Annotated in this window: 26 protein-coding genes; 10 read left to right on the top strand and 16 right to left on the bottom strand. The window is 71.6% G+C overall.

The window, feature by feature from the left end:
* Nucleotides 1-153 precede the first annotated feature (153 nt).
* The gene (locus tag ACWGKQ_RS05465; RefSeq protein ID WP_453290552.1) at nucleotides 154-891 is read left to right on the top strand and encodes a SigE family RNA polymerase sigma factor; all 738 of its coding nucleotides are present in this window, start codon (nucleotides 154-156) and stop codon (nucleotides 889-891) included.
* 269 nt (nucleotides 892-1160) lie between these two features.
* Here the strand turns inward: ACWGKQ_RS05465 and ACWGKQ_RS05460 are convergent, their stop codons facing one another.
* Nucleotides 1161-1799, bottom strand: a complete 639-nt coding sequence (locus ACWGKQ_RS05460) for a uridine kinase family protein (protein ID WP_453290551.1) — start codon at nucleotides 1797-1799, stop codon at nucleotides 1161-1163.
* A gap of 127 nt (nucleotides 1800-1926) precedes the next feature.
* Here ACWGKQ_RS05460 and ACWGKQ_RS05455 point away from each other — a divergent pair, with 127 nt between their 5' ends.
* The gene (locus ACWGKQ_RS05455; protein ID WP_453290550.1) at nucleotides 1927-2322 is read left to right on the top strand and encodes a hypothetical protein; all 396 of its coding nucleotides are present in this window, start codon (nucleotides 1927-1929) and stop codon (nucleotides 2320-2322) included.
* Nucleotides 2323-2400: 78 nt separating this feature from the next.
* On the opposite strand, the gene ACWGKQ_RS05450 is transcribed toward ACWGKQ_RS05455, so the two are convergent.
* From ACWGKQ_RS05450 to deoC, 3 genes are read right to left on the bottom strand one after another with little or no spacing between them, the layout of a single operon-like run.
* Nucleotides 2401-3297, bottom strand: a complete 897-nt coding sequence (locus tag ACWGKQ_RS05450) for an aldehyde dehydrogenase family protein (RefSeq protein ID WP_453290549.1) — start codon at nucleotides 3295-3297, stop codon at nucleotides 2401-2403.
* Nucleotides 3290-4726 (bottom strand): aldehyde dehydrogenase family protein, encoded by a 1437-nt coding sequence (locus ACWGKQ_RS05445; protein ID WP_453290548.1) that lies wholly within the window; start codon nucleotides 4724-4726, stop codon nucleotides 3290-3292. The genes ACWGKQ_RS05450 and ACWGKQ_RS05445 overlap by 8 nt, the downstream gene beginning before the upstream one ends.
* 5 nt (nucleotides 4727-4731) lie before the next feature.
* Nucleotides 4732-5682, bottom strand: coding sequence for a deoxyribose-phosphate aldolase (deoC, locus tag ACWGKQ_RS05440; RefSeq protein WP_453290756.1), 951 nt, complete (start codon nucleotides 5680-5682; stop codon nucleotides 4732-4734).
* A gap of 149 nt (nucleotides 5683-5831) precedes the next feature.
* Between deoC and ACWGKQ_RS05435 the strand changes: the two genes are divergently transcribed.
* The gene (locus tag ACWGKQ_RS05435; RefSeq protein ID WP_453290547.1) at nucleotides 5832-6521 is read left to right on the top strand and encodes a PH domain-containing protein; all 690 of its coding nucleotides are present in this window, start codon (nucleotides 5832-5834) and stop codon (nucleotides 6519-6521) included.
* A gap of 199 nt (nucleotides 6522-6720) precedes the next feature.
* Here ACWGKQ_RS05435 and ACWGKQ_RS05430 read toward each other — a convergent pair whose 3' ends face one another.
* Complete coding sequence (locus tag ACWGKQ_RS05430) at nucleotides 6721-7116, bottom strand: Imm50 family immunity protein (protein WP_453290546.1); 396 nt, start codon at nucleotides 7114-7116, stop codon at nucleotides 6721-6723.
* Entirely contained in the window at nucleotides 7109-7621 is a 513-nt protein-coding gene (locus tag ACWGKQ_RS05425; RefSeq protein ID WP_453290545.1) for an Imm50 family immunity protein, read from the bottom strand. Before ACWGKQ_RS05425 ends, ACWGKQ_RS05430 begins: the two co-directional genes overlap by 8 nt.
* Before the next feature lie 237 nt (nucleotides 7622-7858).
* Between ACWGKQ_RS05425 and ACWGKQ_RS05420 the strand changes: the two genes are divergently transcribed.
* Complete coding sequence (locus tag ACWGKQ_RS05420; RefSeq protein WP_453290544.1) at nucleotides 7859-8467, top strand: TetR/AcrR family transcriptional regulator; 609 nt, start codon at nucleotides 7859-7861, stop codon at nucleotides 8465-8467.
* On the opposite strand, the gene ACWGKQ_RS05415 is transcribed toward ACWGKQ_RS05420, so the two are convergent.
* Complete coding sequence (locus tag ACWGKQ_RS05415) at nucleotides 8454-9218, bottom strand: SDR family NAD(P)-dependent oxidoreductase (RefSeq protein WP_453290543.1); 765 nt, start codon at nucleotides 9216-9218, stop codon at nucleotides 8454-8456. The two genes, ACWGKQ_RS05420 and ACWGKQ_RS05415, sit on opposite strands and share 14 nt — an antisense overlap.
* A 201-nt stretch (nucleotides 9219-9419) precedes the next feature.
* Nucleotides 9420-11003 (bottom strand): peptidoglycan-binding protein, encoded by a 1584-nt coding sequence (locus ACWGKQ_RS05410; RefSeq protein WP_453290542.1) that lies wholly within the window; start codon nucleotides 11001-11003, stop codon nucleotides 9420-9422.
* Between the two features lie 391 nt (nucleotides 11004-11394).
* On the opposite strand from ACWGKQ_RS05410, the gene ACWGKQ_RS05405 reads away from it, so the two are divergent.
* Complete coding sequence (locus ACWGKQ_RS05405) at nucleotides 11395-12036, top strand: nucleotidyltransferase domain-containing protein (protein WP_453290541.1); 642 nt, start codon at nucleotides 11395-11397, stop codon at nucleotides 12034-12036.
* A gap of 149 nt (nucleotides 12037-12185) precedes the next feature.
* On the opposite strand, the gene ACWGKQ_RS05400 is transcribed toward ACWGKQ_RS05405, so the two are convergent.
* Nucleotides 12186-12521: an ArsR/SmtB family transcription factor gene (locus ACWGKQ_RS05400; protein ID WP_453290540.1), complete on the bottom strand. Its 336-nt coding sequence runs from the start codon at nucleotides 12519-12521 to the stop codon at nucleotides 12186-12188.
* A 103-nt stretch (nucleotides 12522-12624) separates the two neighbouring features.
* Between ACWGKQ_RS05400 and ACWGKQ_RS05395 the strand changes: the two genes are divergently transcribed.
* Nucleotides 12625-13599, top strand: coding sequence for a quinone oxidoreductase family protein (locus tag ACWGKQ_RS05395; RefSeq protein ID WP_453290539.1), 975 nt, complete (start codon nucleotides 12625-12627; stop codon nucleotides 13597-13599).
* Here ACWGKQ_RS05395 and ACWGKQ_RS05390 read toward each other — a convergent pair.
* The gene (locus ACWGKQ_RS05390; protein ID WP_453290538.1) at nucleotides 13596-13784 is read right to left on the bottom strand and encodes a hypothetical protein; all 189 of its coding nucleotides are present in this window, start codon (nucleotides 13782-13784) and stop codon (nucleotides 13596-13598) included. The genes ACWGKQ_RS05395 and ACWGKQ_RS05390 overlap by 4 nt on opposite strands.
* Before the next feature lie 123 nt (nucleotides 13785-13907).
* On the opposite strand from ACWGKQ_RS05390, the gene ACWGKQ_RS05385 reads away from it, so the two are divergent.
* Nucleotides 13908-14447 carry a hypothetical protein gene (locus tag ACWGKQ_RS05385; RefSeq protein ID WP_453290537.1) on the top strand — a complete coding sequence of 180 codons (540 nt, stop codon included), beginning with the start codon at nucleotides 13908-13910 and terminating at the stop codon, nucleotides 14445-14447.
* Nucleotides 14448-14452: 5 nt separating this feature from the next.
* Here the strand turns inward: ACWGKQ_RS05385 and ACWGKQ_RS05380 are convergent, their stop codons facing one another.
* On the bottom strand, nucleotides 14453-15640 hold the full coding sequence (locus ACWGKQ_RS05380) for a hypothetical protein (protein WP_453290536.1): 1188 nt from the start codon (nucleotides 15638-15640) through the stop codon (nucleotides 14453-14455).
* 221 nt (nucleotides 15641-15861) lie between these two features.
* Here ACWGKQ_RS05380 and ACWGKQ_RS05375 point away from each other — a divergent pair, with 221 nt between their 5' ends.
* Entirely contained in the window at nucleotides 15862-17436 is a 1575-nt protein-coding gene (locus tag ACWGKQ_RS05375) for a purple acid phosphatase family protein (RefSeq protein WP_453290755.1), read from the top strand.
* Between the two features lie 75 nt (nucleotides 17437-17511).
* On the opposite strand, the gene ACWGKQ_RS05370 is transcribed toward ACWGKQ_RS05375, so the two are convergent.
* The 4 genes from ACWGKQ_RS05370 to ACWGKQ_RS05355 all read right to left on the bottom strand — a co-directional run bounded on the left by ACWGKQ_RS05370 (nucleotide 17512) and on the right by ACWGKQ_RS05355 (nucleotide 21269).
* Nucleotides 17512-19143, bottom strand: coding sequence for a phospho-sugar mutase (locus ACWGKQ_RS05370; protein ID WP_453290535.1), 1632 nt, complete (start codon nucleotides 19141-19143; stop codon nucleotides 17512-17514).
* Between the two features lie 381 nt (nucleotides 19144-19524).
* The gene (locus tag ACWGKQ_RS05365) at nucleotides 19525-20349 is read right to left on the bottom strand and encodes a purine-nucleoside phosphorylase (RefSeq protein WP_453290534.1); all 825 of its coding nucleotides are present in this window, start codon (nucleotides 20347-20349) and stop codon (nucleotides 19525-19527) included.
* Nucleotides 20350-20496: 147 nt separating this feature from the next.
* Nucleotides 20497-20778 (bottom strand): type II toxin-antitoxin system RelE family toxin, encoded by a 282-nt coding sequence (locus tag ACWGKQ_RS05360; protein WP_453290533.1) that lies wholly within the window; start codon nucleotides 20776-20778, stop codon nucleotides 20497-20499.
* Between the two features lie 50 nt (nucleotides 20779-20828).
* Nucleotides 20829-21269, bottom strand: a complete 441-nt coding sequence (locus tag ACWGKQ_RS05355) for a gamma-glutamylcyclotransferase (RefSeq protein WP_453290532.1) — start codon at nucleotides 21267-21269, stop codon at nucleotides 20829-20831.
* Nucleotides 21270-21365: 96 nt separating this feature from the next.
* On the opposite strand from ACWGKQ_RS05355, the gene ACWGKQ_RS05350 reads away from it, so the two are divergent.
* Together ACWGKQ_RS05350 and ACWGKQ_RS05345 are read left to right on the top strand one after the other, a co-directional pair.
* A complete protein-coding gene (locus tag ACWGKQ_RS05350; protein ID WP_453290531.1) occupies nucleotides 21366-22814 on the top strand; it encodes an NAD(P)H-quinone dehydrogenase in 1449 nt (482 codons plus the stop codon).
* Between the two features lie 166 nt (nucleotides 22815-22980).
* On the top strand, nucleotides 22981-23949 hold the full coding sequence (locus tag ACWGKQ_RS05345) for a DeoR/GlpR family DNA-binding transcription regulator (protein WP_453290530.1): 969 nt from the start codon (nucleotides 22981-22983) through the stop codon (nucleotides 23947-23949).
* Nucleotides 23950-24028: 79 nt separating this feature from the next.
* Here the strand turns inward: ACWGKQ_RS05345 and ACWGKQ_RS05340 are convergent, their stop codons facing one another.
* A complete protein-coding gene (locus tag ACWGKQ_RS05340; RefSeq protein WP_453290529.1) occupies nucleotides 24029-24577 on the bottom strand; it encodes a TetR/AcrR family transcriptional regulator in 549 nt (182 codons plus the stop codon).
* Nucleotides 24578-24737 lie beyond the last annotated feature (160 nt).

Raw genomic sequence — 24737 nt, 5'->3', positions numbered from 1 at the left:
CTCTGTGCCGGACCCCTGTGACAGGTCTGTGACAGTCGGCGGATACGGCCGTGAAGGTGGCCCGGCAGTCTTTTCGGCACGGGCAGCCGAGCGGAGACGAGCGAGCGGCCCGGGCAAGCCGAACTACCGGAAGTCCACGACGGGGGGCGCGAGATGAACACGCTGATCGGTCACAGCACCAGCGCAGTGATCACGCGTCTGCACGACGTGAACCGGGGTTCCGAGAAGTCCGGTGCCGTGAGCGGGCGGGGGTGCGCTCGCGGCACCGGGCGTCAGCACACCGCCTACATGACGGTGGTCGACGCCCGCACGGGGGACGTGCACGGGGGATCCGCCTATCGGGAGGACACGGGGGAGCACCGCTCGCTGACCGAGGCGGAGTTCACCGCCTACGTCCAGGAGCGCCGCGCCTCCCTGTACGCGACCGCCTACCACCTGACCGGTGACCGCTACGAGGCCGAGGACCTGCTCCAGAGCGCGCTGTTCTCGACGTACCGGGCGTGGGAGCGGATCAGCGACAAGGCCGCGGTCGGCGGATACCTCCGCCGCACCATGACCAACCTGCACATCAGCGCCTGGCGGCGCCGCAAGCTCAACGAGTACCCGACCGAGGAACTGCCGGAGACGCCCGGCGACACGGACGCGATGAGCGGCACCGAGCTGCGCGCGGTCCTGTGGCAGGCGCTGTCCCGGCTCCCCGAACTCCAGCGCACCATGCTGGTCCTGCGCTACTACGAGGGCCGCACGGACCCGGAGATCGCGGAGATCCTCGACATCAGTGTCGGCACGGTGAAGTCCAGCATCTGGCGGTCGCTCCGCCGGCTGCGCGAGGACGAGGTCCTCAGCTTCGGCCGTGACGAGGAGAACGCCTTCGGGGAGCTCGTCGCCTGAAGGTAAGGGGATCCGGGGGGATCCTGACGGGGGAAACCGAGGGAAACGGGGGACCTGGGGGAGGGTCCGGGGGGACCCACGGGAAACACGGGGGAGAACGGGTCCGGGGGGACCCGGGGGGAAAGCACGGGGGAGCTCCGCCACGGGGGACACGGGGGTGTTCGGCGGAGCGACGGGGGAAGCGGGACTGGAGGGCCGGGGGGTCCATCCAGTCCCGCTTTTTTTGTTCCCGCTGCTTCGTCCGTTCGTCCGTTCGTCCGTCGCGGCCGTCAGGCGGTCGCTGTCCGGTCGTGGGTCCGCCGGCCCACCGCGGCCGCCGCCATGCGGCCCAGCGCCTCGTCCCGGTCGCACGGGTACGCGCCCAGCGACACCTGGCGGGCCACGATCGTGCGTTCCGCCCGCATCAGCCGCCAGCCGCGCCGCAGCAGGAACGGCACCGACTTGCGGCCCTCCTTGAGATCGCGCAGGAAACGGCGGCGGAACGTCTTCACCGGGCCCCGGCTCAGGCAGAGCGCATCGGCCAGGAACCCCAGTTCGCGGCAGCGGTCCACGATCTCGGCGGCGAAGATGCCCTCGGCGATGAACAGGGGGGTACGGCCGATGTCGAGCGTCTCGGCGCCGGTGCGGGCGCTCAGTGCTATGTCATATACCGGTATCGGCGCCGACCCCGTGGCGCACAGCCGCCCGATGGCCTCGACCGCGACCGCCGCGTCCCAGGACTCCGGGTGGTCCCAGTCGATGTCCGAACTCCCCGCCACCAACGGCAGCGTCGGGTCGTCGCCCTCTTTGTAGAAGTCGTCGAGGCGCAGGACGGGAAGCCCGGAACGGGCGGCGACGAGTGACTTGCCCGAGCCCGAGGGGCCGCACAGCAGCACGACGCGGGCGGGGGGCGGGGGATGAATGCTCACGGAACACCAGTTTGACGTATGGGAAGCCTCCTGCCGACCCCGCGGGTCGCCTTTGGAGCGTGAGTCACACCTCAACTACCCTGTGTATCGACACGATTACCCTGCGCACCAGAAGGTGGCACCAGCGATGTCCCGACACGCGTCCTCCCCGACCCCTACCGCTCGGCGTGCCCTGGCCGCCCTCGCCACGGCAGGTGTGGCGCTCGGAGCAGGCGCCGCGACGGCCGCCGCGGACACCCGGCCGGCGGTGGACGTGGTGCGGACCGGGCCCACCCCGCTCGGCCGAGTCGACCCGCAGGCGGGCGTGCAGGCGCTGGGCGGCGTACTGCCGTACGTCACCGGGGCGGTGGCCGGGCTCAAGCCCAACCCCCTTGCGGGGACCGGCGTGGACCCGCTGGACAACGGGGTGGGGACGCGACTGGCCGACTTCAAGCCGCTGACGTCGAAGATGCTGACGGGGCCGGTGGCCGAGGCGTCGTCGATCGGGGCGATTCCGGTGGTGGGGCAGGCTCTGGGGGGCTGAGCGTGGTGGGGAACTGCGGGCCCAGCGGTGGCTGGTCGCGCAGTTCCCCGCGCCCCTTTCGGGGCGCTGCAGTGCACGTCAGTACGAAGAGCCGGACGCTCCCAGCGAACCCGTCGGGTGCCAGACCGTCTTCGTCTCCAGGAACGCCGTCATGCGCTCGATGCCCGGCGTCTCGGAGTAATCCACAGGCTGTGGACGCAGGACGCGCTTCAGGTTGTCGGCCGCCGCGATCTCCAGCTCCTTCGCCAGCGCCTCGTCGGCGCCCGCGAGGTCGATCGCGTTGACGTCCTGGTGGGCGGCGAGCGGCGCCGCGATCTCCGCCGTACGGCCGGAGAGGACGTTGACGACTCCGCCGGGGACGTCGGAGGTGGCGAGCACCTCGGCGAGGGAGAGGGCCGGGAGCGGCGCCTTCTCGGCGGCGACGACGACGGCCGTGTTGCCGGTGGCGATCACCGGGGCGACGACCGACACCAGGCCGAGGAACGACGACTCCTGCGGGGCCAGGACGGCCACGACTCCCGTCGGCTCGGGCGAGGAGAGGTTGAAGAACGGGCCCGCGACCGGGTTGCCGCCGCCGACCACCTGGGCGATCTTGTCGGTCCAGCCCGCGTACCAGACCCAGCGGTCGATCGTCGCGTCCACGACGGCGGCCGCCTTGGACTTGCCGAGGCCCTCCGCGTCGGCGACCTCGCGCACGAACTGGTCCCGGCGGCCCTCCAGCATCTCCGCGACGCGGTAGAGGACCTGGCCGCGGTTGTAGGCCGTGGCGCCCGCCCAGCCGCCGAAGGCCTTGCGGGCGGCGACGACCGCGTCCCGGGCGTCCTTGCGGCTGGACTGCGGTGCGTTGGCCAGCCACTTGCCCTTGGAGTCGGTCACCTCGTACACCCGGCCGCTCTCGGAACGCGGGAACTTCCCGCCGACGTACAGCTTGTAGGTCTTGAAGACGGACAGACGCTCATTGGTGCGGTCAGACATCGAGGTACGCCTCCAGGCCGTGGCGACCGCCCTCGCGGCCGAAGCCCGACTCCTTGTACCCGCCGAACGGCGAGGTCGGGTCGAACTTGTTGAACGTGTTGGACCAGACGACGCCGGCGCGCAGCTTGTTCGCGACGGCCAGGATCCTCGACCCCTTCTCGGTCCAGATGCCGGCGGAGAGGCCGTACTGCGTGTTGTTGGCCTTCGCCACCGCCTCTTCCGGGGTGCGGAAGGTGAGGACCGACAGGACGGGGCCGAAGATCTCGTCGCGGGCGATGGTGTGGGCCTGGGTGACGTTCGTGAAGAGCGTCGGCGCGAACCAGTAGCCGGCGGAGGGGAGTTCACAGGCCGGGGACCAGCGCTCGGCGCCCTCCGCCTCGCCCTGGTCGGCGAGGGTGGTGATGCGGGCCAGCTGCTCGGCGGAGTTGATCGCGCCGATGTCGGTGTTCTTGTCCAGCGGGTCGCCGAGACGGAGGGTGGACAGACGGCGCTTCAGGGAGTCGAGGAGCTCGTCGTGGATCGACTCCTGGACGAGGAGGCGGGAGCCCGCGCAGCACACCTGCCCCTGGTTGAAGAAGATGCCGGTGACGATGCCCTCGACGGCCTGGTCGATGGGGGCGTCGTCGAAGACGATGTTGGCGCCCTTGCCGCCCAGTTCGAGGGTGAGCTTCTTGCGGGTGCCCGCGACCGTGCGCGCGATCTCCTTGCCGACGGCGGTGGAGCCGGTGAAGGCGACCTTGTCGACGTCGGGGTGGGCGGTGAGCGCGGCGCCCGCGTCGCCGTAGCCGGGGAGGATGTTGACGACGCCCTTGGGCAGGCCCGCCTGGCGGCAGATGTCCGCGAAGAACAGGGCGGACAGGGGGGTCGTCTCGGCGGGCTTGAGGACGACCGTGTTGCCGGTGGCGAGCGCCGGGGCGATCTTCCAGGCCAGCATCAGGAGCGGGAAGTTCCAGGGGATGACCTGGCCGGCCACGCCGAGCGGCCGCGGGTTCGCTCCGAAGCCGGCGTGGTCGAGCTTGTCGGCCCAGCCCGCGTAGTAGAAGAAGTGCGCGGCGACCAGGGGCAGGTCGGCGTCGCGCGTCTCCTTGATCGGCTTGCCGTTGTCCAGGGTCTCCAGGACGGCCAGCTCGCGGCTGCGCTCCTGGATGATCCGGGCGATGCGGAAGAGGTACTTGGCGCGCTCGGAGCCCGGCAGCGCGGACCACTTCTCGAACGCCTTCCGGGCGGCCTTGACGGCCCGGTCGACGTCCGCCTCACCGGCCCGGGCGACCTCGGAGAGGACCTCCTCGGTGCTGGGGCTGACGGTCTTGAAGACCTTGCCGTCGGCCGCGTCCGTGAACTCGCCGTCGATGAAGAGGCCGTAGGAGGGGGCGATGTCGACGACGGAGCGGGACTCGGGCGCCGGTGCGTACTCGAATGCGGATGCCATGGTGATCAGTCCACCGTCACGTAGTCGGGGCCGGAGTAGCGGCCGGTGGCCAGCTTCTGACGCTGCATCAGCAGGTCGTTCAGGAGCGAGGAGGCGCCGAAGCGGAACCAGTGGTTGTCCAGCCAGTCCGCTCCCGCGGTCTCGTTCACCAGGACGAGGAACTTGATGGCGTCCTTGCTGGTCCGGATGCCGCCGGCGGGCTTGACGCCGACCTGGACACCGGTCTGCGCCCGGAAGTCGCGCACGGCCTCCAGCATGAGGAGGGTGTTCGCGGGGGTCGCGTTCACCGCCACCTTGCCGGTCGACGTCTTGATGAAGTCGGCGCCCGCGAGCATGCCCAGCCAGGAGGCCCGGCGGATGTTGTCGTACGTGGACAGCTCGCCGGTCTCGAAGATGACCTTGAGGCGGGCGGCGCCCGAGGCCTCCTTCACGGCGGTGATCTCGTCGTACACCTTCAGGTAGTTGCCCGCGAGGAACGCGCCGCGGTCGATGACCATGTCGATCTCGTCGGCGCCGGCGCTCACGGCGTCGCGTACGTCGGCGAGCTTGACGTCGAGCGCCGCGCGGCCGGCCGGGAAGGCGGTGGCGACCGAGGCGACCTTGACGGACGAACCGGCGACGGCCTCTTTCGCGGTGGCCACCATGTCGGGGTAGACACAGACGGCGGCCGTGGCCGGGGTCGTACGGTCCGTCGGGTCCGGGTGGACCGCCTTGGCGCCGAGCGCCCGGACCTTGCCCGGGGTGTCCGCGCCTTCCAGCGTCGTCAGGTCGACCATCGAGATGGCGAGGTCGATGGCGTACGCCTTCGCGGTGGTCTTGATGGAACGGGTGCCGAGGGAGGCGGCACGCGCCTCCAGGCCGACCGCGTCGACGCCGGGCAGCCCGTGGAGGAAGCGGCGCAGCGTGCTGTGGGACGCGGTGACGTCAGCAAGTGCGTGGGGTGCGGTGGTGGGCATGGTCACCAGCCGAGCATATCTACGCGCGTAGCGGCTGTACACCCCGAGAGGGCGGTTCTTCTGTGCGAGCAACCACGTACGACCCGCACGCGCACACGGTGACCAAGACCCCACGGCGCGCGGGCGCACAGCTGAGGCAGAATCGGCGCATGACCACGCCCCTCGTCAAGGACCGCATCTACCGCTCGCCCCAGGCGCTGACCGGTGGCGTCCTGCTCCTCGTCATCGTCGGCTGGCTCGGCATCGACGCGCTGGTCCGCGGGCACGGCCGTACTCCCTGGCTGGCCCTCGCCGCGCTCATCCTCCTCGTGCCGCTGGTCGTCGCCTTCACGCTGCGCCCCGCGGTGTTCGCGGGCGAGGACCGGCTGCGGGTGCGGAACCCGTTCCGGGTGATCACGCTGCCGTGGGGGGAGATCGCCTCCCTGCGGTCCGGTTACTCGAACGAGGTGATCGTCAAGTCCGGTGCGAAGTACCAGCTGTGGGCGATCCCGGTGTCCCTGCGGAGCCGCAAGAAGGCGGCGCGCCAACAGGCGAAGGCGCAGGCGGACGCGCGACGCGGGCGGTCGGGGACGGGCGCCGGGGGTGCCGGGCGCGGACTCGGGGGGTTCGGCGGGTTCGGCGGGTTCGGGGGATTCGGGGGGCAGGCCGAGCCCGAGCAGGCGAGCGGGGCCCTGCGTGCGGAGACGGACAAGGTCATGGACGAACTGCGGGAGATGCTGGAGAGCAAGGGACCGGAGGAGTCGGCGCAGGGCGAGGTCACGGTGCGGTGGGCGTACGAGGTGGCTGCGCCGGCGGTGGCGGGGGCGGTGTTGCTGGCGATTCTGCTGGCGGTGGGGTAGGGGGCCGCCGGGGTGGGGGTGCGGGTTGTTGGTCGGGGGCGGTCCGGTGGGGTGTTTGCGCAGTTCCTCGCGCCCCTGGGGTGGGGCGGTGGGCGTGTGTCGAGGAGTCCTGCGCGCTTTCATGAGGGAAGGTTCTGCGGCTTTCACCTCGTAGGTGAAGTTCCCGGTGTGTCGATCCCCTCTTGGCCTGCGGGTGACGTCACTGGAAGTGGCTGGCCAGGCGTCCCACGGGAGGCTCGGCGCGGATCTCGGCGGCCTCGAAGGAGACGCGCTTGTCCTGGCCGGCGAGTACGACCGTTTTCCCCGCGATGGTGGCGACGGTTGTGGGCCAGCCGGACCACCCATCCACCCCGAAGTTCTTCACGCCGATGCAGACCAGGGCGAACTCGACCGCGTTGTGTCCTCGCGCCTGCCATAGATCCGCGGCACCGACCGGGACGGCGAAGGCGAAGAACCTCAAGGTGACCGACGTTTCGCGTTCGTCGATGAGAACGGAGGTCAGGTCGTAGTCGCTGAGCGGTGGCGGAGGTGAGCCCAGGACTTCGCGAAGGGTCTCGCGACGGGTCACCTCGGCAGACCAGTCACGGTCAGTCATAGAACGCCTTCGCTGTCGTGGGCGGCAGCACTCGGTGCAGGTGCTGGTCGAGTCGGCTCTCGAACCATCGGCGAGCTGTGTATGGATCCGCGTCGTCGGAGCGGTAGGCGTTGAGATGGCCGGCCCGGATCGTGGCATGCGCGGTGAAGTCCAGCGAGAACCCCGGTCCGCTCACCGCGACCGTGATCCAGTGCCCTTGGTCCTGGACGACGGGTCCGAACTCGATGTCGACCACGGTGCGGCGAGGAACACCCCTCATCCGCAGGTCCTCGCCCACGGCGAAGAACTCCATCTGGACCTCGAACCGGTCGCAGCCGGCTTCGGTCCAGGATGCAGGAGCGAGGTCCGGAAAGCGGGGCAGTTCCACGCGCAATTTCACACCGGGGCCGGCGGGACTCAGGTGCACCGATCTGAGAACCAGGTGCTCCAAGGGCGGCAACTCGGTGTAGAGAGCGGTCAGCCGCTCGGAGTCGATCAGGAGCTCTGGCCAGGTGCCGGCTGACATGGGTAGGTTCCCCCCACTCTGGGCGCTTCGCGCCCGACGAGGGCAACCGATCCTCGTCCCAGGGACGGTCGGAGAGCAACAAAGAGCACTTGAGCTGGGATGATAGCGCTCGTCCACCGGCTGTGGTCCGAGCCGGCCGTGTTCGGGCCGGTCGTTTCCTGCCCGACGGCGCATGAAACGGTCACGAAAGTTCGAGGCTAGAGTGGACTGTACGGTCCACTGTGCGGAGGTCGGGTGATGCGGGACAAGGAGCTGACGGCCAAGGGGAAGGCCACCCGGCGCCGGATCGTCGAGGGGGCCGCCGAGGTGCTGCGGGAACAGGGGGTCGGCTCCGTGACCCTCGACGACGTCATGGCGCGGACCGGCACCAGCAAGAGCCAGCTCTTCCACTACTTCCCGCACGGCAAGGACGAGCTGCTGCTCGCCGTCGCACGGTTCGAGGCGGAGCAGGTGCTGGAGGACCAGCAGCCGTATCTCGGCCGCCTCGAGTCCTGGGAGGACTGGGAGCGGTGGCGGGACGCGGTGATCGCCCGTTACGAGGCGCAGGGCGACACCTGTCCGCTCGGGTCGCTGTTCCTCCAGGTCGGGCGGTCGACGCCGGGGGCGCGGGCGATCGTGGTCGAGCTGATGCGGCGCTGGCAGGAGAGCCTGGCGGCGGGCATCCGCGCGGTGCGGGCCGGAACCGATGTGGACGCCGACACGCGGGCCGCCGCCCTGCTCGCCGCGATCCAGGGCGGGGTGTCCATCCTGCTGGCGACGGGAGACTCCGCCCACCTGCGGGCCGCCCTCGACCAGGGGATCGCCGACCTGCGCCGTGACCTGGAGACAGGCCCTAGGCCGCGATGACGGCCGCGGTCGTACGGCCGCCGTCCACGTCGAGCACGATGCCGTGCACGAACGACGACTCGTCGGCCGCCAGATACACCGCCGCGCTCGCGATCTCGTCCGGCGTGCCCATCCGGCCCGCCGGCGTCCCCCTCATCATGACCTCGGCGACACCGACGTCCTCGGCGTCCGCCGCCAGCACCACCCCCGGCGAGATCGCGTTCACCCGCACCCCACGCGGCCCGAACTCCGCCGCCCAGGCGCGGGTCAGCGTCTCCATCGCCCCCTTGGTGGAGCTGTACAGCGCGCCGACGGGTATGCCCAGCCGCGCGATCCAGGACCCCAGATTGACGATCGCCCCGCCGCCGGCCTCCGCCATGGCGGGCGCGACGGCCGCCGTCAGGAAGAACGGGGCCTTGACGTTGACCGCGTAGACCTGGTCGAAGGTCTTCTCGTCGGTGGCGGTCGTCGCGTCGCCGGGGTAGATGCCCGCGTTGTTCACGAGCACGTCGATACGGCCGCCCAGCACCCGTGTCGCCTCCTCGGCCAGCGCCCGCGAGGCGGCGGCGCTGCCGTCCAGGTCGGCCCGCACGAAGTCGGCACGTCCGCCCCGGGCCCGGATCCCCTCGACCACCTCGGCCCCGCGCGCGCCGCTGCGCCCCGTGACGACGACATGCGCCCCCTCGGCGGCGAACGCCTCCGCGACCGCCCGCCCGATGTTGCTGGTCGCGCCGGTCACCAGCGCTGTCCTGCCCACCAGCCGCTTGGCCATGATCAGCCCTCCGTATCACTCGATTCCCCGTCAGGTGCGGCCCACTGTGCGCCTGAGAGAATGGACTGGCAAGTCCAGAAAATGGGGAGCTCGAACCCGGCCGGGCGGCTGTCGGCGTCGGTCCGTGGCGCGCGGGTGCGGGGCGAGCGAACCGTCGCGGTCGCCACGCCCCGCACCCTCACCGCCGGAGGGGCCCGGCGGTCAGCTGCCGACGAGCATCTGCCAGGTCTGCGGTCCCACCTGGCCGTCCACGCCCAGGCCGTGCGCGGACTGGAAGGCCCGGGCGGCGCTGTCGGTGCCGGAGCCGAAGCTGCCGTCGACGGCGAGGCCGTAGCCGAACTTGTTCAGCTCCACCTGGGCGGCCCGGACGTCGTCGCCGCTGGAGCCCTGCTGGACCTGGACGATCAGTGCCGACCAGGTCTGCGGGCCTATCTGGCCGTCCACGCCCAGGCCGTGCGCGGACTGGAAGCTCTTGGTCGCGGCGAGGGTGGCCGGCCCGAACTGGCCGTCGGCGGTGATCGAGGCACCGTGGTAGCGCAGCAGGTACTGCGCGGCCAGCACATTGTTCCCGGTGTCGCCGTCGATGACATTCGGCCAGGGCGGCGCGACGGTGCCACCGCCCGAGGCACCGTTCCCGGTACCCACGAGCATCTGCCAGGTCTGCGGACCCACCTGGCCGTCCACGCCCAGGCCGTGCGCGGACTGGAAGGCCCGGGCGGCGCTGTCGGTGCCGGAGCCGAAGCTGCCGTCGACGGTGAGGTTGTAGCCGAACCGGTTCAGCTCCACCTGGGCGGCCCGGACGTCGTCGCCGCTGGAGCCCTGCTGGACCTGGACGATCAGTGCCGACCAGGTCTGCGGGCCTATCTGGCCGTCCACGCCCAGGCCGTGCGCGGACTGGAAGCTCTTGGTCGCGGCGAGGGTGGCCGCCCCGAACTGGCCGTCGGCGGTGATCGAGGCACCGTGGTAGCGCAGCAGATACTGCGCCGCCTGCACGCTGGGCCCCGTCATGCCGTCGGTGATGTTCGGCCAGGACGGCAGGATGACACCGGTACCGCCGCCGCCCGTGCCGCCCCACTGCCCGAAGTCGGCGGCCATCGCCTGGTCGAGGTCCGCGTCGTGCCCGGCGACCGTGATGTCGTTCTGGACCTGCCGCAACTGCGCGCGGCTGTCCCAGTTCCCGCCGGACCACGCGTACGTCTGCCAGCCCCAGGCGACCTTCCCGTTGTCGAAGAGTTCCTTGATCACGTGGTAGCCGCCGTAGGCACCGGTCCGGGACCGGCCGATCACCGAGGCGACACCGTCGAAGTAGGAGTTGAGCGCGGAGTACATCGAGGGCTGAAGGTCGAAGTCGACGCTGAAGTAGATCGGCCGCGACGACGGCATCCCGTTGGCCAGCGCTTGCCGCTGCGCCTCGGTGGCATGCCCGGCCCCCTGGGAGTAGGGGTCGGCGGGGACGCCGCTCTGCCAGGACTGCAGCCCGTCGGACTCCCAGTTGGAGACGATGCCCAGATCCGCGGCGGTCAGGGCCTGGGCCTCGGACAGGGTGAGGACCTTCGGGTTCGGCAGCCAGCTGAGGTATCGGCATACGAAGCCGTAGCCCGCCGCGGCGACCGAACCGGCGGTGAGCGACGCGTCGGAGTAGTCGATCCCGTAGCCGGTCGCCGCGGAAGCCGCGGACGCCGACTGGGCGAATCCGATGCCGGCCGCGGTGGCCAGCGCGGCGCCGCCGGCGAGGGTCAGCAGTCTGCGCCGGGACAATCGATGGCTGTGGTCAGGCAGGTTCATGACACGTTCCCATCATTGACGTCTGGTTGTGGTGAGCAACGCGGGAGCCGCTGGGCGACGCGGCATTCGAGCCCTGCCGGAGCCAACTGCCCAGCGCTTGGGCGGTGCCGGTCGGAAGCAGCGCTGCAGGTGATCTTTGGGCCCCGGTCCGGCCCGTGTCCACAGTGAGTCGGGATCTGGTGGGATTGCGGGACGGCACCGGCACTGACCTGCCGGGATCCGCAGCAGCGTGACGATTCGGCGGCACGGCTCTCGGCGCGGCCGCGGGGGCGCCGGTGCCGTGGAAGCAGCGGGAAGCAAGGTGCTCGCCGATGGCCCGGCCCCGCGGTCTGCCGTACGGCGAGAGCGGGCCGCCCCGTCGCCGAGTGGGGTACGGCGGTACGTTGTGCCGATGCCTGATTCCCTGCCACCCGGCGGCGCTGTCCTTGACGCTGACGAACTGACCGCCCGCTGGGCGGACCCCTGGCGGCCGGAACAGGTCGCGGCCCGCTTGGGTGGGGTGGGCGTGCCCTGGTGCGTTGCGGCCGGGTGGGCGCTGGACCTGTTCCGTGGCGGGCAGTCGCGGCCGCACGGTGATCTGGAGATCGCCATTCCCGCGGCCGGGTTCGCGGAGGTCCGGGACCGCTTCCCCGAGTACGCGTTTGACGCGGTCGGCTCAGGACGGGTGTGGGCGGGGGCGGGAGACGAGGTGCTCGCGGCGACGCACCAGACGTGGGTGCGGGATCCGGCGAGCGGTCAGTTCCTCTTCGACGTCTTCCGGGAACCGCACGAGGGCGGGACCTGGATCTGCCGGCGGGACGAGAGCCTGCGGCTGCCGTACGACGCGGTCATCGAACGGACCGCCGACGGCATCCCCTACCTGGTGCCGGAGTTGGTGCTGCTGTTCAAGGCGAAGGAGCCACGGCCCAAGGACCAAGCCGACTTCGACGGGGTCCTGCCCCTGCTGAGCCGGACACGGCGCGAAGCTCTCAACGGGTGGCTGACCGACCTGCATCCCGGACACTCCTGGCTGGCGAGGCCGGCCATGCAGTGACGAGACCGACTGCCCCGCGCTCGGCGGCCCGGTTGTGCCGTGTGCGAGACACGGTCAGCCGTCACATCTCCGATCGCCCTGCCCCGTCCTGGACGGTCACGGCAGAGGTGAAGTCCTCGGCGTCGTGCAGTTGTTGGCCTCCGAACTGGTCACCGACGCCTGCGCTCCGGCCGCAGGGCCAGGTCGAGCAGTCCCGGGAAGCGGGTCTCGAACTCCGCTCGCCGCAGGCGGTTGACCCGGCGCGGTCCCTCGTCCCGCTGTTCGACGAGACCGGCCGCCCGCAGCACGGAGAAGTGGTGGCTGAGGGCGGCCTTGCCGACGGGCACGTCGAAGCTGCCGCAGCTGCGGGACCACTCGGCGCTGGCGGCCAGCTCCCGGACGAGCGTGAGACGTACGGGGTCGGCGAGCGCGGCGAGCGCGGTGAGGACGGGCACCTCGTCGGGGTGGGTGTGCTCGGGGGCGGCCCGGTGGCTCGTGCCGGCCATGCCGTCCTCCTCGTCGCCGTGTTCCGCTTGCCGAGTGTTCGATGAAAACCATACACTCCCGAGTGTTCGATCCATGTTGAACACTCGCTGAGGGGTGTGTGCGGTGCGCGCGGTCGAGTTCCAGGAGTACGGCGGTCCTGAGGTCCTGAAGGCCGTGGAGGCGGCGGTCCCCGAGCCGGGCCCCGGCGAGGTGAGCATCGACGTGGCGTACACGGGCGTGAACTTCGCGGACCTCAAGGCACGTTCGGACGGCTACCGGGTGCCGGGCCTGCCGTTCCGTCCGGGGCTGGAGGTCTCGGGCCGCGTCAGGACCCTCGGCGCCGGCGTCACGGACCTCGCCGTCGGCCAGGAGGTGGCCGCGCTGACACAGGGCGGCGCCTACGCGGACGTGGTCGTGACGGAGGCGGCGACGGTCTTCCCGCTGCCGGCAGGGGCGGACCTGCGCACCGGAGCCACCCTCCCGTCCGTCCTGCCGACGGCATACGCCCTCGTCCACACCGTCGGACGCCTCCAGCCCGGCGAGACCGTCCTCGTGCAGGGTGCGGCGGGCGGGGTCGGCACGGCGGCCGGGCAACTGGCGAAGGCGGCGGGCGCGGCCGCGGTGTACGGCGTGGTGTCGAGCGCGGCGAAGGCGGCGTACGCACGGGACCACGGCTACGACGAGGTCTTCGTCGGCGACTTCGAGGAGCCGGTGCGGGAGGCGACCGGCGGCCGGGGCGTCGACCTGGCCCTCGACCCCGTCGGCGGCAGGACGCTGCGCGCGAGCCTGTCGTCCCTGGCCCGCTTCGGCCGCCTGGTCTCCTACGGCAACGCGAGCGGCGAACCGGCCTGGACGGCGGGCCAGGCGGAGCTGTACCCGCGGGGCCTGTCGGTCGCCGGTTTCTCCATCCTGACGCTCGCCCAGACGGCGCCGGACGTGCTGCGGGAGCTCTCCGCTCGGGCCTTCGCCAAGGCGGTGGACGGCACGGTGACCCTGCCGGTCACGGCCGAGTTCGCCCTGGAGGAGGCGGCGGAGGCACACCGCCTGATGGGCGCCCGGACGAGCACGGGGAAGCTCCTGCTGCGGGTCGCGGGCTAGCGGGCCAGCGGGCCGAGGAGCACCCGAACCGCCGACCGGGGACGGTGGTTCGGCCGCTGGGGCCTTCGGATGCTCCGCCGCTCGTCCTGGTGCACGCGCGGGGCGCGGATGCCGCCGACCGGGAGGCGGTTCTGCCCGCCCTCGCCCGGAGCCGGAGGGCGTATGCCCTCGATCTTCGCGGTCACGGCCGGAGCGGCTGGCCGGGGGACTGCTTCGACCTCGGCGGTCGGCGGAGCCGTTTGTGGTGGTGCCCCAATTGGCAACGTTGTCCCGGTCCGAGTGGGTCGCCGTCGTCGCCGGGGCCCTCGGTGTCCGTCCCGGCCTCCCTCGCGCCGCCGGTGCGTCCCACCCCGCGGCCCGGCACGTCCAGCGCCTCCGCCGGACCTGACCTGTCCCGCCGGGTGCCGATCACGTCGTCCCGTCGTCCGACCGCCGGCACGGCCGCCACGCCGAAGGCCGCCGCGGGCGCGGCCGGGCGGCCGGCCGGCACCACCATCCGGATCGGCACCTGGTCCGCGGGCGTGATCCGCGGCGGGCAGGACGAGGTGGACGCCTGCAAGGACGCCGTGCAGTGGGCGGGCCCCAATATCGGCACCGAGGCCGGCTACGAGATGCGGACCGTCGTGATCGTCGGTCACGACTACTGCGGGTTCGACTCGTTCGCCACCCTCCGCGTCGGCACCGAGGTCACCATCAGCACCCCACGCGGCACCTGGACGTACACGGTGTACGCCAACTACGTCACCCCGGGCCGCGGCGCCCCGGCCGCCGGGCTCTGCTGGGGCGACCTCACCTTGCAGTCGTGCGTGGGGCCGGACACGGGGTTCAGCTATCTGGTGCGGGACTGAACTCCTCAAGGCGCGCTCGGCCACACCAGCAGCATGTACGCCCCGCAGTACGCCGAGCCCGCGACGGCCGCCGTCAGGGCGAGCACGCGTACGCGTGTCGAGGCGCGGGCGAGGTGGCCGGCCACCGGGAGCAGGAGCGGGAAGCCGGGGAGGAGGAAGCGGGCGCGCGGGAAGTAGACGCCGCCGCTGGCCGCCACGATCAGCAGCAGGACCGCGCTGAAGACGAGGAGCGGGAGCGGTTGGCGGTCCGCCGCCGACAGCGCGAACAGGACGACGGAGGCCAGTATCGTCAGGCTCACCACGACGAGGAACAGCTCCGGGCGCGAGACCTGCCCGAACAGGTGCCGCAGCCAGCGCAGGGTCTCCGCGCCGCCGTCCAGTTCGTTGTGCCACATCCGCTGTACGGCGAAGTAGCCGTCCCAGCGGCCCAGTCTGACGCCCACCCAGCCGACGTACGCGCACCAGCCGAGGGGGGCCGTCAGGGCTGCCGTCAGGGCGCGGGGCGAGAAGCGGGTGCGGAGGGCGAGCAGCGCGGTGACCGTGACCGCGGCGGCCAGCGCGATGCCGGTCGGGCGGGTCAGCCCGGCGAGTACCGAGCCGGTGGCCGCGTACAGCCAGCGTTCGGTCAGTACCGCGTACAGCGTCCATGCGGCGAACGCCGTGAAGAGGGACTCGGTGTAGCCCATCCACTGGACGAGCCCGACCGGGTACGCCGCCCAAAGCACGGTGAGGAGGACGCCGACCCGGCGGCCGGCCAGCCGGTCGCCCACCGCGAACACCCCCCAGGCGGCGACCAGCGACGCCAGCCACGCGAGGGCGAGACCGGTGCTGGCCCGGGTGCCGGGGGTCAGGACCGCGACGGCCTTCACCAGGAGCGGGTACAGCGGGAAGAACGCCAGGTTGTTGTGGTCGTACGCGGTGCCGAGGACGTGGGCGTACCCGTGGTCCGCGATGCCCAGGTACCAGCGGGAGTCCCACTGCGTCGCCAGCATCGGCCACACGCCGTGGTGGCGCCGGTGCGCCCAGACGGCGAGGAACACCAGGCCGGTGAGCCGTACGGCGAGATACGCGGCGAGTGCGGGAGCCGCCCGGCGCAGCGCGTGCCGGGGGACGGCGGCCGCCGTGCGGTGGTGGGGTCGTCGGGTGCCCGGGATGTGCCCGCGGGGGGCGGTGTCGGGGGCGGTCGAGGACACGGCGGCGGCTCCAGTACGACGGCTGTTTCGGCGGGTGTTACCCGTTCACCGTTTCCCGGCCGCCGGGGCGCCGCGCGGAGCCCGCGTCAACTGCCGTCTGGAAATCACCCGATGGGGTGCTACGGACCCGTACATGGGGCAATGAAAAGGTTTAGTCCAGTTGGTATTCACCGCCCGCTGCCAGCCTCCGGGCCATGACGCCTCCCCTGAACACGCCCCGCATGGGCATCCCCGCCGAACTCGCCGACCGGCTCACCATGCCCGAGCGGCACGAGTACCTGCGGCATGCGCTGTCCCGGCGCGGTCTGCTGCGCTCCGGCGCCGTCGCCGCCGCGGCGGGCGCCGGGCTCGCCGCGGCCGGCGGTGCCGCCGGTGCCGCCACGCCCGATCTGATCACCCGCTCCGCCACCGAGGCCGTGGACGGCGCGTTCGTGGCGCCGTTCGGCAGACACCTGACCTACGGCGCCGACCCGCGCACCCAGATGCGGGTCTCGTGGCAGGTGCCGCTGCCCGTCCGCAACCCCTACCTGCGCGTCGGCCTCAGCCCGCTCGACCTCGGCCACCGCGTCCGCGCCGAGATCCGCGACCTGTTCACCCCGGCCGGGGTCGGCAAGAGCGCCGACATCGACCAGTACTACGTGCACGCGGCGCTGGACGGGCTGCGGCCGGGGACGACGTACTACTACGGCGTCGGGCACGACGGCTTCGACCCCGCCGGTCCGGGTGCCGCGCACAGTGTGTACTCCTTCACCACCGCCCCCGCCGACCGCGCCGTCCGGCCGTTCACCTTCACCGCGTTCGGAGACCAGAACCCGAGTTACACCTCCATCGGCCTCAACGCCCTGGTCCAGGCCCAGAACCCGGCCTTCCACCTGCACGCCGGCGACATCTGCTACGCCGAGGAGACCGGGCACGGGCTGCCCGCCGACAGCAGCAACTACGACGCCCGGCAGTGGGACCAGTTCCTCGCCCAGATCGAACCCCTGTCCAGTCGGGTGCCGTGGATGGTCGCGTTCGGCAACCACGACATGGAAGCCTGGTACTCGCCCAACGGGTACGGCGGCAACGAGGCCCGCTTCACCCTGCCGGGCAACGGGTTCGACCCGGCGAACGCGCCGGGCGTGTACTCCTTCGTGCACGGCAACGTCGGGGTCGTGTCGGTCGACGCCAACGACGTGTCGTACGAGATACCCGCCAACCTCGGCTACAGCGGTGGCAGGCAGGCCGCCTGGCTGGACAAGCGGCTCGGGGAGCTGCGCATGGACCCCGGTGTCGACTTCATCGTGGTCTTCCACCATCACTGCGCCTACTCGACGACCAGTTCGCACGCCTCGGAGGGCGGGGTGCGCGAGCAGTGGGTGCCGCTGTACGAGAAGCATCAGGTGGATCTCGTCGTCAACGGACACAACCACGTCTACGAGCGGACGGATCCGGTGGTGCGGGACCAGGCCGTGCGTGCGCTGCCGATCGGCGGTACGCACGAGCCGGTGCGCGGGGGTGTGGTGTACGTGACCGCGGGGGCGGGCGGCGAGAGCGTCTACAGCTTCCCCGTGGCCGACAGCTACGAGGGGCACGAGGACCAGGTCGGGGACGTGCCGACGTACTACACCGGGTCCGGCGGCAAGGTCACCGAGAACGTCGACTGGTCGCGGGTGCGGTACACGGGGTACTCGTTCATCCGCGTCGACGTGAAGCCGGCCGTGCACCGGGGCGGGACGGCCACGCTGACGGTGCGGGCACTGGCGGCCACGGGGGCCGAGGTGGACCGGTTCACGGTCGCGCGCAAGGCGGGCTGAGCGGGGTGCCGGCCGAGGGGCGCCCGCTGGGTGGGGCGTCCCTCGGTGGGGCGGCTGCGGGTCGGGGGCGCTTCGTCAGATGCCCGCTGCCGTCGACAGGTCCCGCTTGATCGCCGCGAGCAGTTCGGCGGCCCTCGCGCGGGCCGCGGGAAGGGCGGTGTGGTCGGCCACCGGGACCACTGCCTCCAGGTAGCACTTCAGTTTGGGCTCGGTGCCGCTGGGGCGGACGATGACGCGGGCGCCGGTGAGGGTGTAGCGCAGGCCGTCGGTGGGGGGCAGCTTGTCCGTACCCCGGGTCAGGTCCTCCGCCTTGGTGACGGGGAGGCCCGCGAGTTCGGTCGGGGGGTGCTCGCGGAGCGTCTGCATCGCCTGTGCGATGACGGAGAGATCCTCGACGCGGACCGAGAGCTGGTCGGTGGCGTGCAGGCCGTGCTCCACGGCGAGGTCGTCGAGCAGGTCGAGGAGGGTGCGGCCCTCCTCCTTGAGGACCGAGGCGAGTTCGGTGATCAGGAGGGCCGCGGTGATGCCGTCCTTGTCCCGGACGCCGTCGGGGTCGACGCAGTAGCCGAGGGCCTCCTCGTAGCCGTAGCGCAGGCCGTCGACGCGGGCGATCCACTTGAAGCCGGTGAGGGTCTCCTCGTAGGGCAGCCCGGCCTTCTCGGCGATACGGCCGAGGAGGGACGAGGAGACGATCGACTCGGCGAAGACGCCGGTGGCGCCGCGGCGGACCAGGTGGGCGGCGAGGAGGGAGCCGACCTCGTCGCCGCGGAGCATGCGCCACTCGCCGCCGTCCTTGACGGCCGCGGCGCAGCGGTCGGCGTCGGGGTCGTTGGCGATGATCAGGTCGGGGTCGGTCTCGCGGGCCTTCGCGAAGGCCAGGTCCATCGCGCCGGGCTCTTCCGGGTTGGGGAAGGCGACGGTCGGGAAGTCGGGGTCGGGGTCGGCCTGCTCGGTGACGAGGGCGGGGGTGGGGAAGCCGGCGCGGGCGAAGGCGGCGAGGAGGGTGTCCTTGCCGACGCCGTGCATGGCTGTGTAGACCGTGCGGGCGGTGCGGGGGGAGGTGGGGGACAGGACGGCGTCCGTACGGGCCAGGTAGGCCTCCAGGACCGTGTCGTCGAGGGTTTCCCAGCCGGTGTCGGGGCGGGGGACTTGGTGGAGGGTGGTGATCGCCTGGATTTCGGCGGCGATCTCCGCGTCTGCGGGCGGGACGATCTGGGAGCCGTCGCCGAGGTAGACCTTGTAGCCGTTGTCGCGGGGCGGGTTGTGGCTGGCGGTGACCTCCACGCCGGCGACCGCGCCCAGGTGCCGTATGGCGAATGCCAGGACGGGGGTGGGGAGGGGGCGGGGGAGTACGACGGCCTCGAGGCCGGCGCCGGTCATGACGGCGGCGGTGTCGCGGGCGAAGTCGGCGGACTTGTGGCGGGCGTCGTAGCCGACGACGACGGTGCCGGCGGTGTGGCCGTGGCTCTTCAGGTACGCGGCGAGGCCGGCGGCGGCTCGGATGACGACGGAGCGGTTCATGCGCATCGGGCCGGCGCCGAGTTCGCCGCGCAGGCCGGCGGTGCCGAACTGGAGGGTGCCGCTGAAGCGGGCCGACAGTTCGGTGAGGTCACCGGCGTCGATGAGCTTGGCGAGCTCGTCGCGGGTCTCCGGGTCGGGGTCCTCGGTCTGCCAGGCTCGGGCCCGGGCGATGAGATCGTCGTGCACGGTCGTCGTCCAACCTCTCGTGGTGTGCCTGCGGCGCCTGTGCTGCTTCGGTGGGGGTGCGCGTAGCGCCTACGGGTGGTGGTGAGTCGGGGCCGGGGCGGGGAGTCTCCGTCCTCGGACCGGCGGTGGACCATCTCGGGCGGTGCGGGGTGACGAACGCCGGCCGCTGCGGGCGGAAACTCCCCGCCCCGTCCCCTTCCCGCCGTGGGCGGTCAGCATCGCGTCCCGTCCCGTTCGTGGCATGGGTGACGACCGGTGTCCCGTTCAGGTCCTGTCGTGGGTGACTGCAGCGCCCCGCAAGGGGCGCGGGGAACTGCGCGATCGGCCGCGACGGGCCTGTCGACGCCGTCGGACCGCATGTGGCTACCCGGACGGCGTCCTTCAGAGCCTGCCCAGTACCTGCGCCAGCAGCTCGCCCATGCGTGCCGCCGAGTCCCGGCCCGCCTGGAGGACCTCCTCGTGGTTGAGGGGCTCGCCGGTCATGCCCGCGGCGAGGTTCGTCACCAGGGAGATGCCCAGCACCTCGGCGCCCGCCTCGCGCGCAGCGATCGCTTCGAGGACCGTCGACATGCCCACCAGGTCCGCGCCGATGACGCGGGCCATGCGGATCTCGGCCGGCGTCTCGTAGTGCGGGCCGGGGAACTGTGCGTAGACGCCCTCTTCGAGGCTGGGGTCGATCTCCTTGCACAGGGCGCGCAGGCGGGGGGAGTAGAGGTCGGTGAGGTCGACGAAGTTGGCGCCGATGATGGGGGAGGTCGCCGTCAGGTTGATGTGGTCGCTGATGAGGACCGGCTGTCCTGGACGCATGCCCTCGCGCAGGCCGCCGCAGCCGTTGGTGAGGACGATCGTCTTGCAGCCCGCGGCGACGGCGGTGCGGACGCCGTGGGCGACGGCGGCGACGCCCCGGCCCTCGTAGTAGTGCGTGCGGCCCAGGAAGACCAGCGCGCGCTTGTCACCGAAGGAGTACGAGCGGATCTTGCCGCCGTGCCCCTCCACGGCCGGCGGCGGGAAGCCGGGCAGCTCGGTGACCTGGAACTCGGCGTCGGGGGCGCCCAGGGCGTCGACGGCCGGAGCCCAGCCGGAGCCCATCACGAGGGCGACGTCGTGGGTCTCGGCGCCCGTGAGCTCGCGCAGGCGAGCGGCGGCCGCGTCGGCGGCGGCGTGGGGGTCGCCCTGGATGTCGTCCGGAAGAAGAGATGCGTTCACGCGCATGAGAGTAGCCGGTTTGTGCCTACGCGCGTAGATGACGGAGCTCATGGGATTGCGATCGTTGTCTTGTCGTTTCCGATGAAGGCTGTGACGCAGGTAACTTTGTGCCGACTGTGGGCGGTCTGTGCGGCTTGCGCGGAGCGGTCAGACGCCGGTGACGAAGATGTCCTTGTCGTTGAAGACCTCGACGACGAAGATCAGCAGCCGGCCCACGCTCACGGTGTACTCGATGAGGATGCTCTGCGTCAGCCGGATGGTCCGGTCGTCCCCTGTGGAGCTTATGGGCCGGGACAGCTCGGGGAACGGGTCCTGGGCGAGCATCATGATGCCCTTGTCGAACGCGGCGCGCTGCTGTTCGTCGAGCCGGTCCCTGGCTGCCGCCGCCTGCTCGGTGTAGTACACGGTGTAGGCATTCCTGCCGGTCATGGCGGCCTCCAGTTCCTCTGTCGGTTGGTCAAGTCTAGGGGCGGCTGCCCTCAGCAGGGCCGCTTGCGCAGCTCCATCACGTAATCGTGTGGTGCGCCGGCCGACTCCGCGGCGTCGGCGATCTCGCCCAGGTAGCGGGCGGAGGGCAGGCCGCCCTCGTAGCCGTCGAGGACGTAGAGCCAGGCGGTCTCCTCGCCCTCCAGGGTGTGCACCCGGACCCGGGCACGGCGGTAGATGCCCAGGGCGACGCCCTCCCAGCGGTCCATGGACTCCTCGTCCATCGGGGCGAGGTCGTAGAGGCCGACGAAGACCTGGGAGAGCGGGTCCTCGACGATCGTCGCCAGGGCGCCCTCCCAGCCCATCTGCTCGCCGCCGAAGGTCAGCCGCCATCCGTTCAGCCACCCGGTGGCGCGCAGGGGCGAGTGCGGGGCGCGGCGGGACATCAGCCGCGCGTCGAGATTGCCGGCGTACGCGGCGTAGAGCGACGACATGGGGAGAGGGTACGGCAGGCGTCCCGTGCGTCACTCACGTCCCCGGAGGCGCCGGGCGCGGCCCCCGGGCGATAGCACCTTGAAGCGTGCGGGACAATGGAGTACGTGACTCGGATCGTGATCATCGGTGGCGGACCCGGCGGCTATGAAGCGGCGCTGGTGGCCGCGCAGCTCGGCGCGGAGGTGACCGTCGTCGACTGCGACGGTCTGGGCGGAGCGTCGGTGCTGACCGACTGCGTGCCGTCGAAGACCCTTATCGCTACGGCCGAGGTCATGACGACCTTCGATTCGTCGTACGAGGAACTGGGGATCATCGTCGCCGACGACACCCCGCCGCTGGAGCAGGCGGCGCGGGTGGTGGGCGTCGATCTCGGGAAGGTCAACCGGCGTGTGAAGCGGCTTGCTCTTGCCCAGTCGCACGACATCACCGCGTCGGTGACGCGGGCCGGTGCGCGGGTCATGCGGGGGCGGGGCCGGCTGGAGGGCATGCAGGCCCTCGACGGGTCGCGGAAGGTCGTGGTCGCGGCCGCGGACGGGAGCGAGGAGACGCTTGTCGCGGACGCGGTGCTGATCGCGACCGGCGGGCATCCGCGTGAGGTGCCCGACGCCCAGCCGGACGGCGAGCGCATCCTGAACTGGACCCAGGTGTACGACCTCACCGAGCTGCCCGAGGAGCTCATCGTGGTCGGGTCGGGTGTCACCGGCGCCGAGTTCGCCGGCGCCTACCAGGCGCTCGGGTCGAGGGTCACGCTGGTGTCGTCGCGGGACCGCGTGCTGCCGGGCGAGGACCCGGACGCGGCCGCCGTCCTGGAGGACGTCTTCCGGCGCCGGGGCATGAACGTCATGGCGCGCTCGCGGGCCGCCGCCGCCAAGCGGGTCGGCGACCGGGTCGAGGTGACGCTCGCGGACGGGCGGGTCATCAGCGGTTCGCACTGCCTGATGGCCGTCGGCGCCATTCCGAACAGCGCGGGGCTGGGGCTGGAGGAGGCCGGGGTCAGGCTGCGCGACTCCGGGCACATCTGGACCGACAAGGTGTCGCGGACGACGGCCCCGGGGGTGTACGCCGCCGGTGACGTGACCGGTGTCTTCGCTCTCGCGTCGGTGGCCGCCATGCAGGGGCGGATCGCGATGTACCACTTCCTGGGCGACGCGGTGGCCCCGCTGAACCTGAAGACCGTCTCGTCGAACGTCTTCACCGATCCCGAGATCGCGACGGTGGGGTACACGCAGGCCGACGTGGACGCGGGCAAGATCGACGCCCGGGTGGTGAAGCTGCCGCTGCTGCGCAACCCGCGCGCGAAGATGCAGGGCATCCGGGACGGCTTCGTGAAGATGTTCTGCCGGCCGGGGACGGGGATCGTGGTGGGCGGTGTGGTCGTGTCGCCGCGGGCCTCGGAACTGATCCATCCGATCTCGATCGCCGTCGACAACAATCTGACGGTCGAACAGATCGCGAACGCATTCACCGTGTACCCGTCTCTTTCGGGGTCGATCGCCGAGGTGGCGCGGCAGCTGCACACCCGGAAGACCGGCAGCGAACTCTGACGGCCGGAACCGACTCCCCGCTGGTCACGGGGAGTTGTCGGTCATGCGTGCGGCATAGTCGGGCGGAGTAGGTCCTATACCACTTCTGACCCTGCTGTGCGAACAACTTCTGCTATTCGGCGCAAACTGCTGAAAGCAGACGGTCGTTGGGGTTACTGTCAGTTTCGTGTTCGCTGCAGAACGTCGCCAATTGATCCTCGAAATGGTGCGAGCGAACGGGGCCGTGTCGCTCCGTGAGCTCGCCCGCGTCGTCCAGACCTCCGAAGTGACCGTACGGCGGGACGTGCGCGCGCTGGAGGCAGAAGGACTCCTCGACCGCCGGCATGGCGGTGCGGTACTGCCGGGCGGTTTCACGCGGGAGTCCGGCTTTCCGCAGAAGTCTCATCTCGCGACCGCCGAGAAGACGGCCATCGCCGATCTCGCCGCGGGGCTCGTCGAAGAGGGCGAGGCCATCGTGGTCGGTGCGGGTACCACCACGCAGGAGCTCGCACGCCGCCTGGCGAGAGTGCCCGGCCTCACCGTCGTCACCAACTCGCTGCTGGTGGCACAGGCGTTGGCCCATGCCAACCGGGTCGAGGTCGTGATGACCGGCGGTACCCTGCGGGGCTCCAACTACGCGCTCGTCGGCTCCGGTGCGGAGCAGTCCCTCCAGGGGCTGCGCGTGTCGAAGGCCTTCCTGTCCGGGAGCGGCCTGACGGCCGAGCGGGGGCTGTCCACGTCCAACATGCTGTCGGCGTCCGTCGACCGGGCGCTGGTGCAGGCCGCCGCCGAGGTCGTCATCCTCGCCGACCACACCAAACTCGGTACGGACACGATGTTCCAGACCGTGCCGACCGATGTCATGACCAGGCTGGTCACCGACGAGCCGCCGGCCCACGACGACCGTGCGCTCACCGAGTTGCAGGCCCTGGCCGATCAGGGGGTGCAGATCGCCGTGGCCGGGGCGTCGGGAAACCCGGGGGGTGACCAGGTCCCGGCGCGCCAGCAGCATCAACAGCGTCGGGACGTCGCCCTGCCGGGGCCGCGGCGGAGTCAGGGGCCGGGGGCGTCGGGGTTGCGGTCGGCGTCGATGCTTCAGGGGGAGCCGCCGACGGGGGCTGAACGGGGGCGGGTTGCTGATATGCGGCGGCGGTAAGGGTGCCCAGTCGCCGTAGGGGTGGGGGTCGTGGGCGGGTGCGGGGCCGTTGTGGCTGGTCGCGCAGTTCCTCGCGCCCCTAGGTGAGTCCGCGCAACGTCAGCTCCAGCAATCTGTCTGCCAGATCCGGGTCCCCGGGTGACTCCTCACTTGCCAGGGCGATGGCGTGGGTGAGTTGGAGGAGGTCGGTGATCTGGACGTCGGGCCGTACTGTTCCTGCCTCCTGAGCTCGGGTCAGCAGGGCCGTGCCCGCCTCCCGCATCGGGGTGCCGCAGCGGGACAGGGCCGAGGGCGGTGAGGCCGACATCAGGGCCCGCGACAGGCCCCGGTATGCCGCCGCATGAGTGACCACCTCGTGGAGCCAGGTCAACAGGGCCCGGCACGGGTCGGGGGCCGTCTGCAACTCGTCAGCCTTGGCCAGGAGTTCACTCACCGCGTCCTCGAAGACCGCGCTCATCAGGGCGTGCCGGTTGGGGAAGTGGCGGTAGAGGGTGCCGATGCCCACGCCCGCCCGGCGGGCCACGTCCTCCAGCGAGGCGTCCGTGCCGTGCTCGGCGAAGACGGTGCGGGCCTCGGCGAGCAGCCGGTCGTGGTTGCGGCGGGCGTCGGCGCGCATGGGGCGTTCCATGTTCCAGAAAGTCGGGTGCCCGGCGAACGGGTGACGTTCGCCGGGCGGTGTGGTTCGGGGTGTCGTCAGTCCTTGATCTCGCAGATGACGGCGCCGGAGGTGAGGGAGGCGCCGACCTCGGCGGCGAGGCCCTTGACGGTGCCGGTCTTGTGGGCGTTGA

This window comes from Streptomyces sp. NPDC054770 (assembly GCF_053611985.1).
Note: the sequence above shows the minus strand (reverse complement) of the source record. Positions and strands in the feature narration are given on the sequence as shown.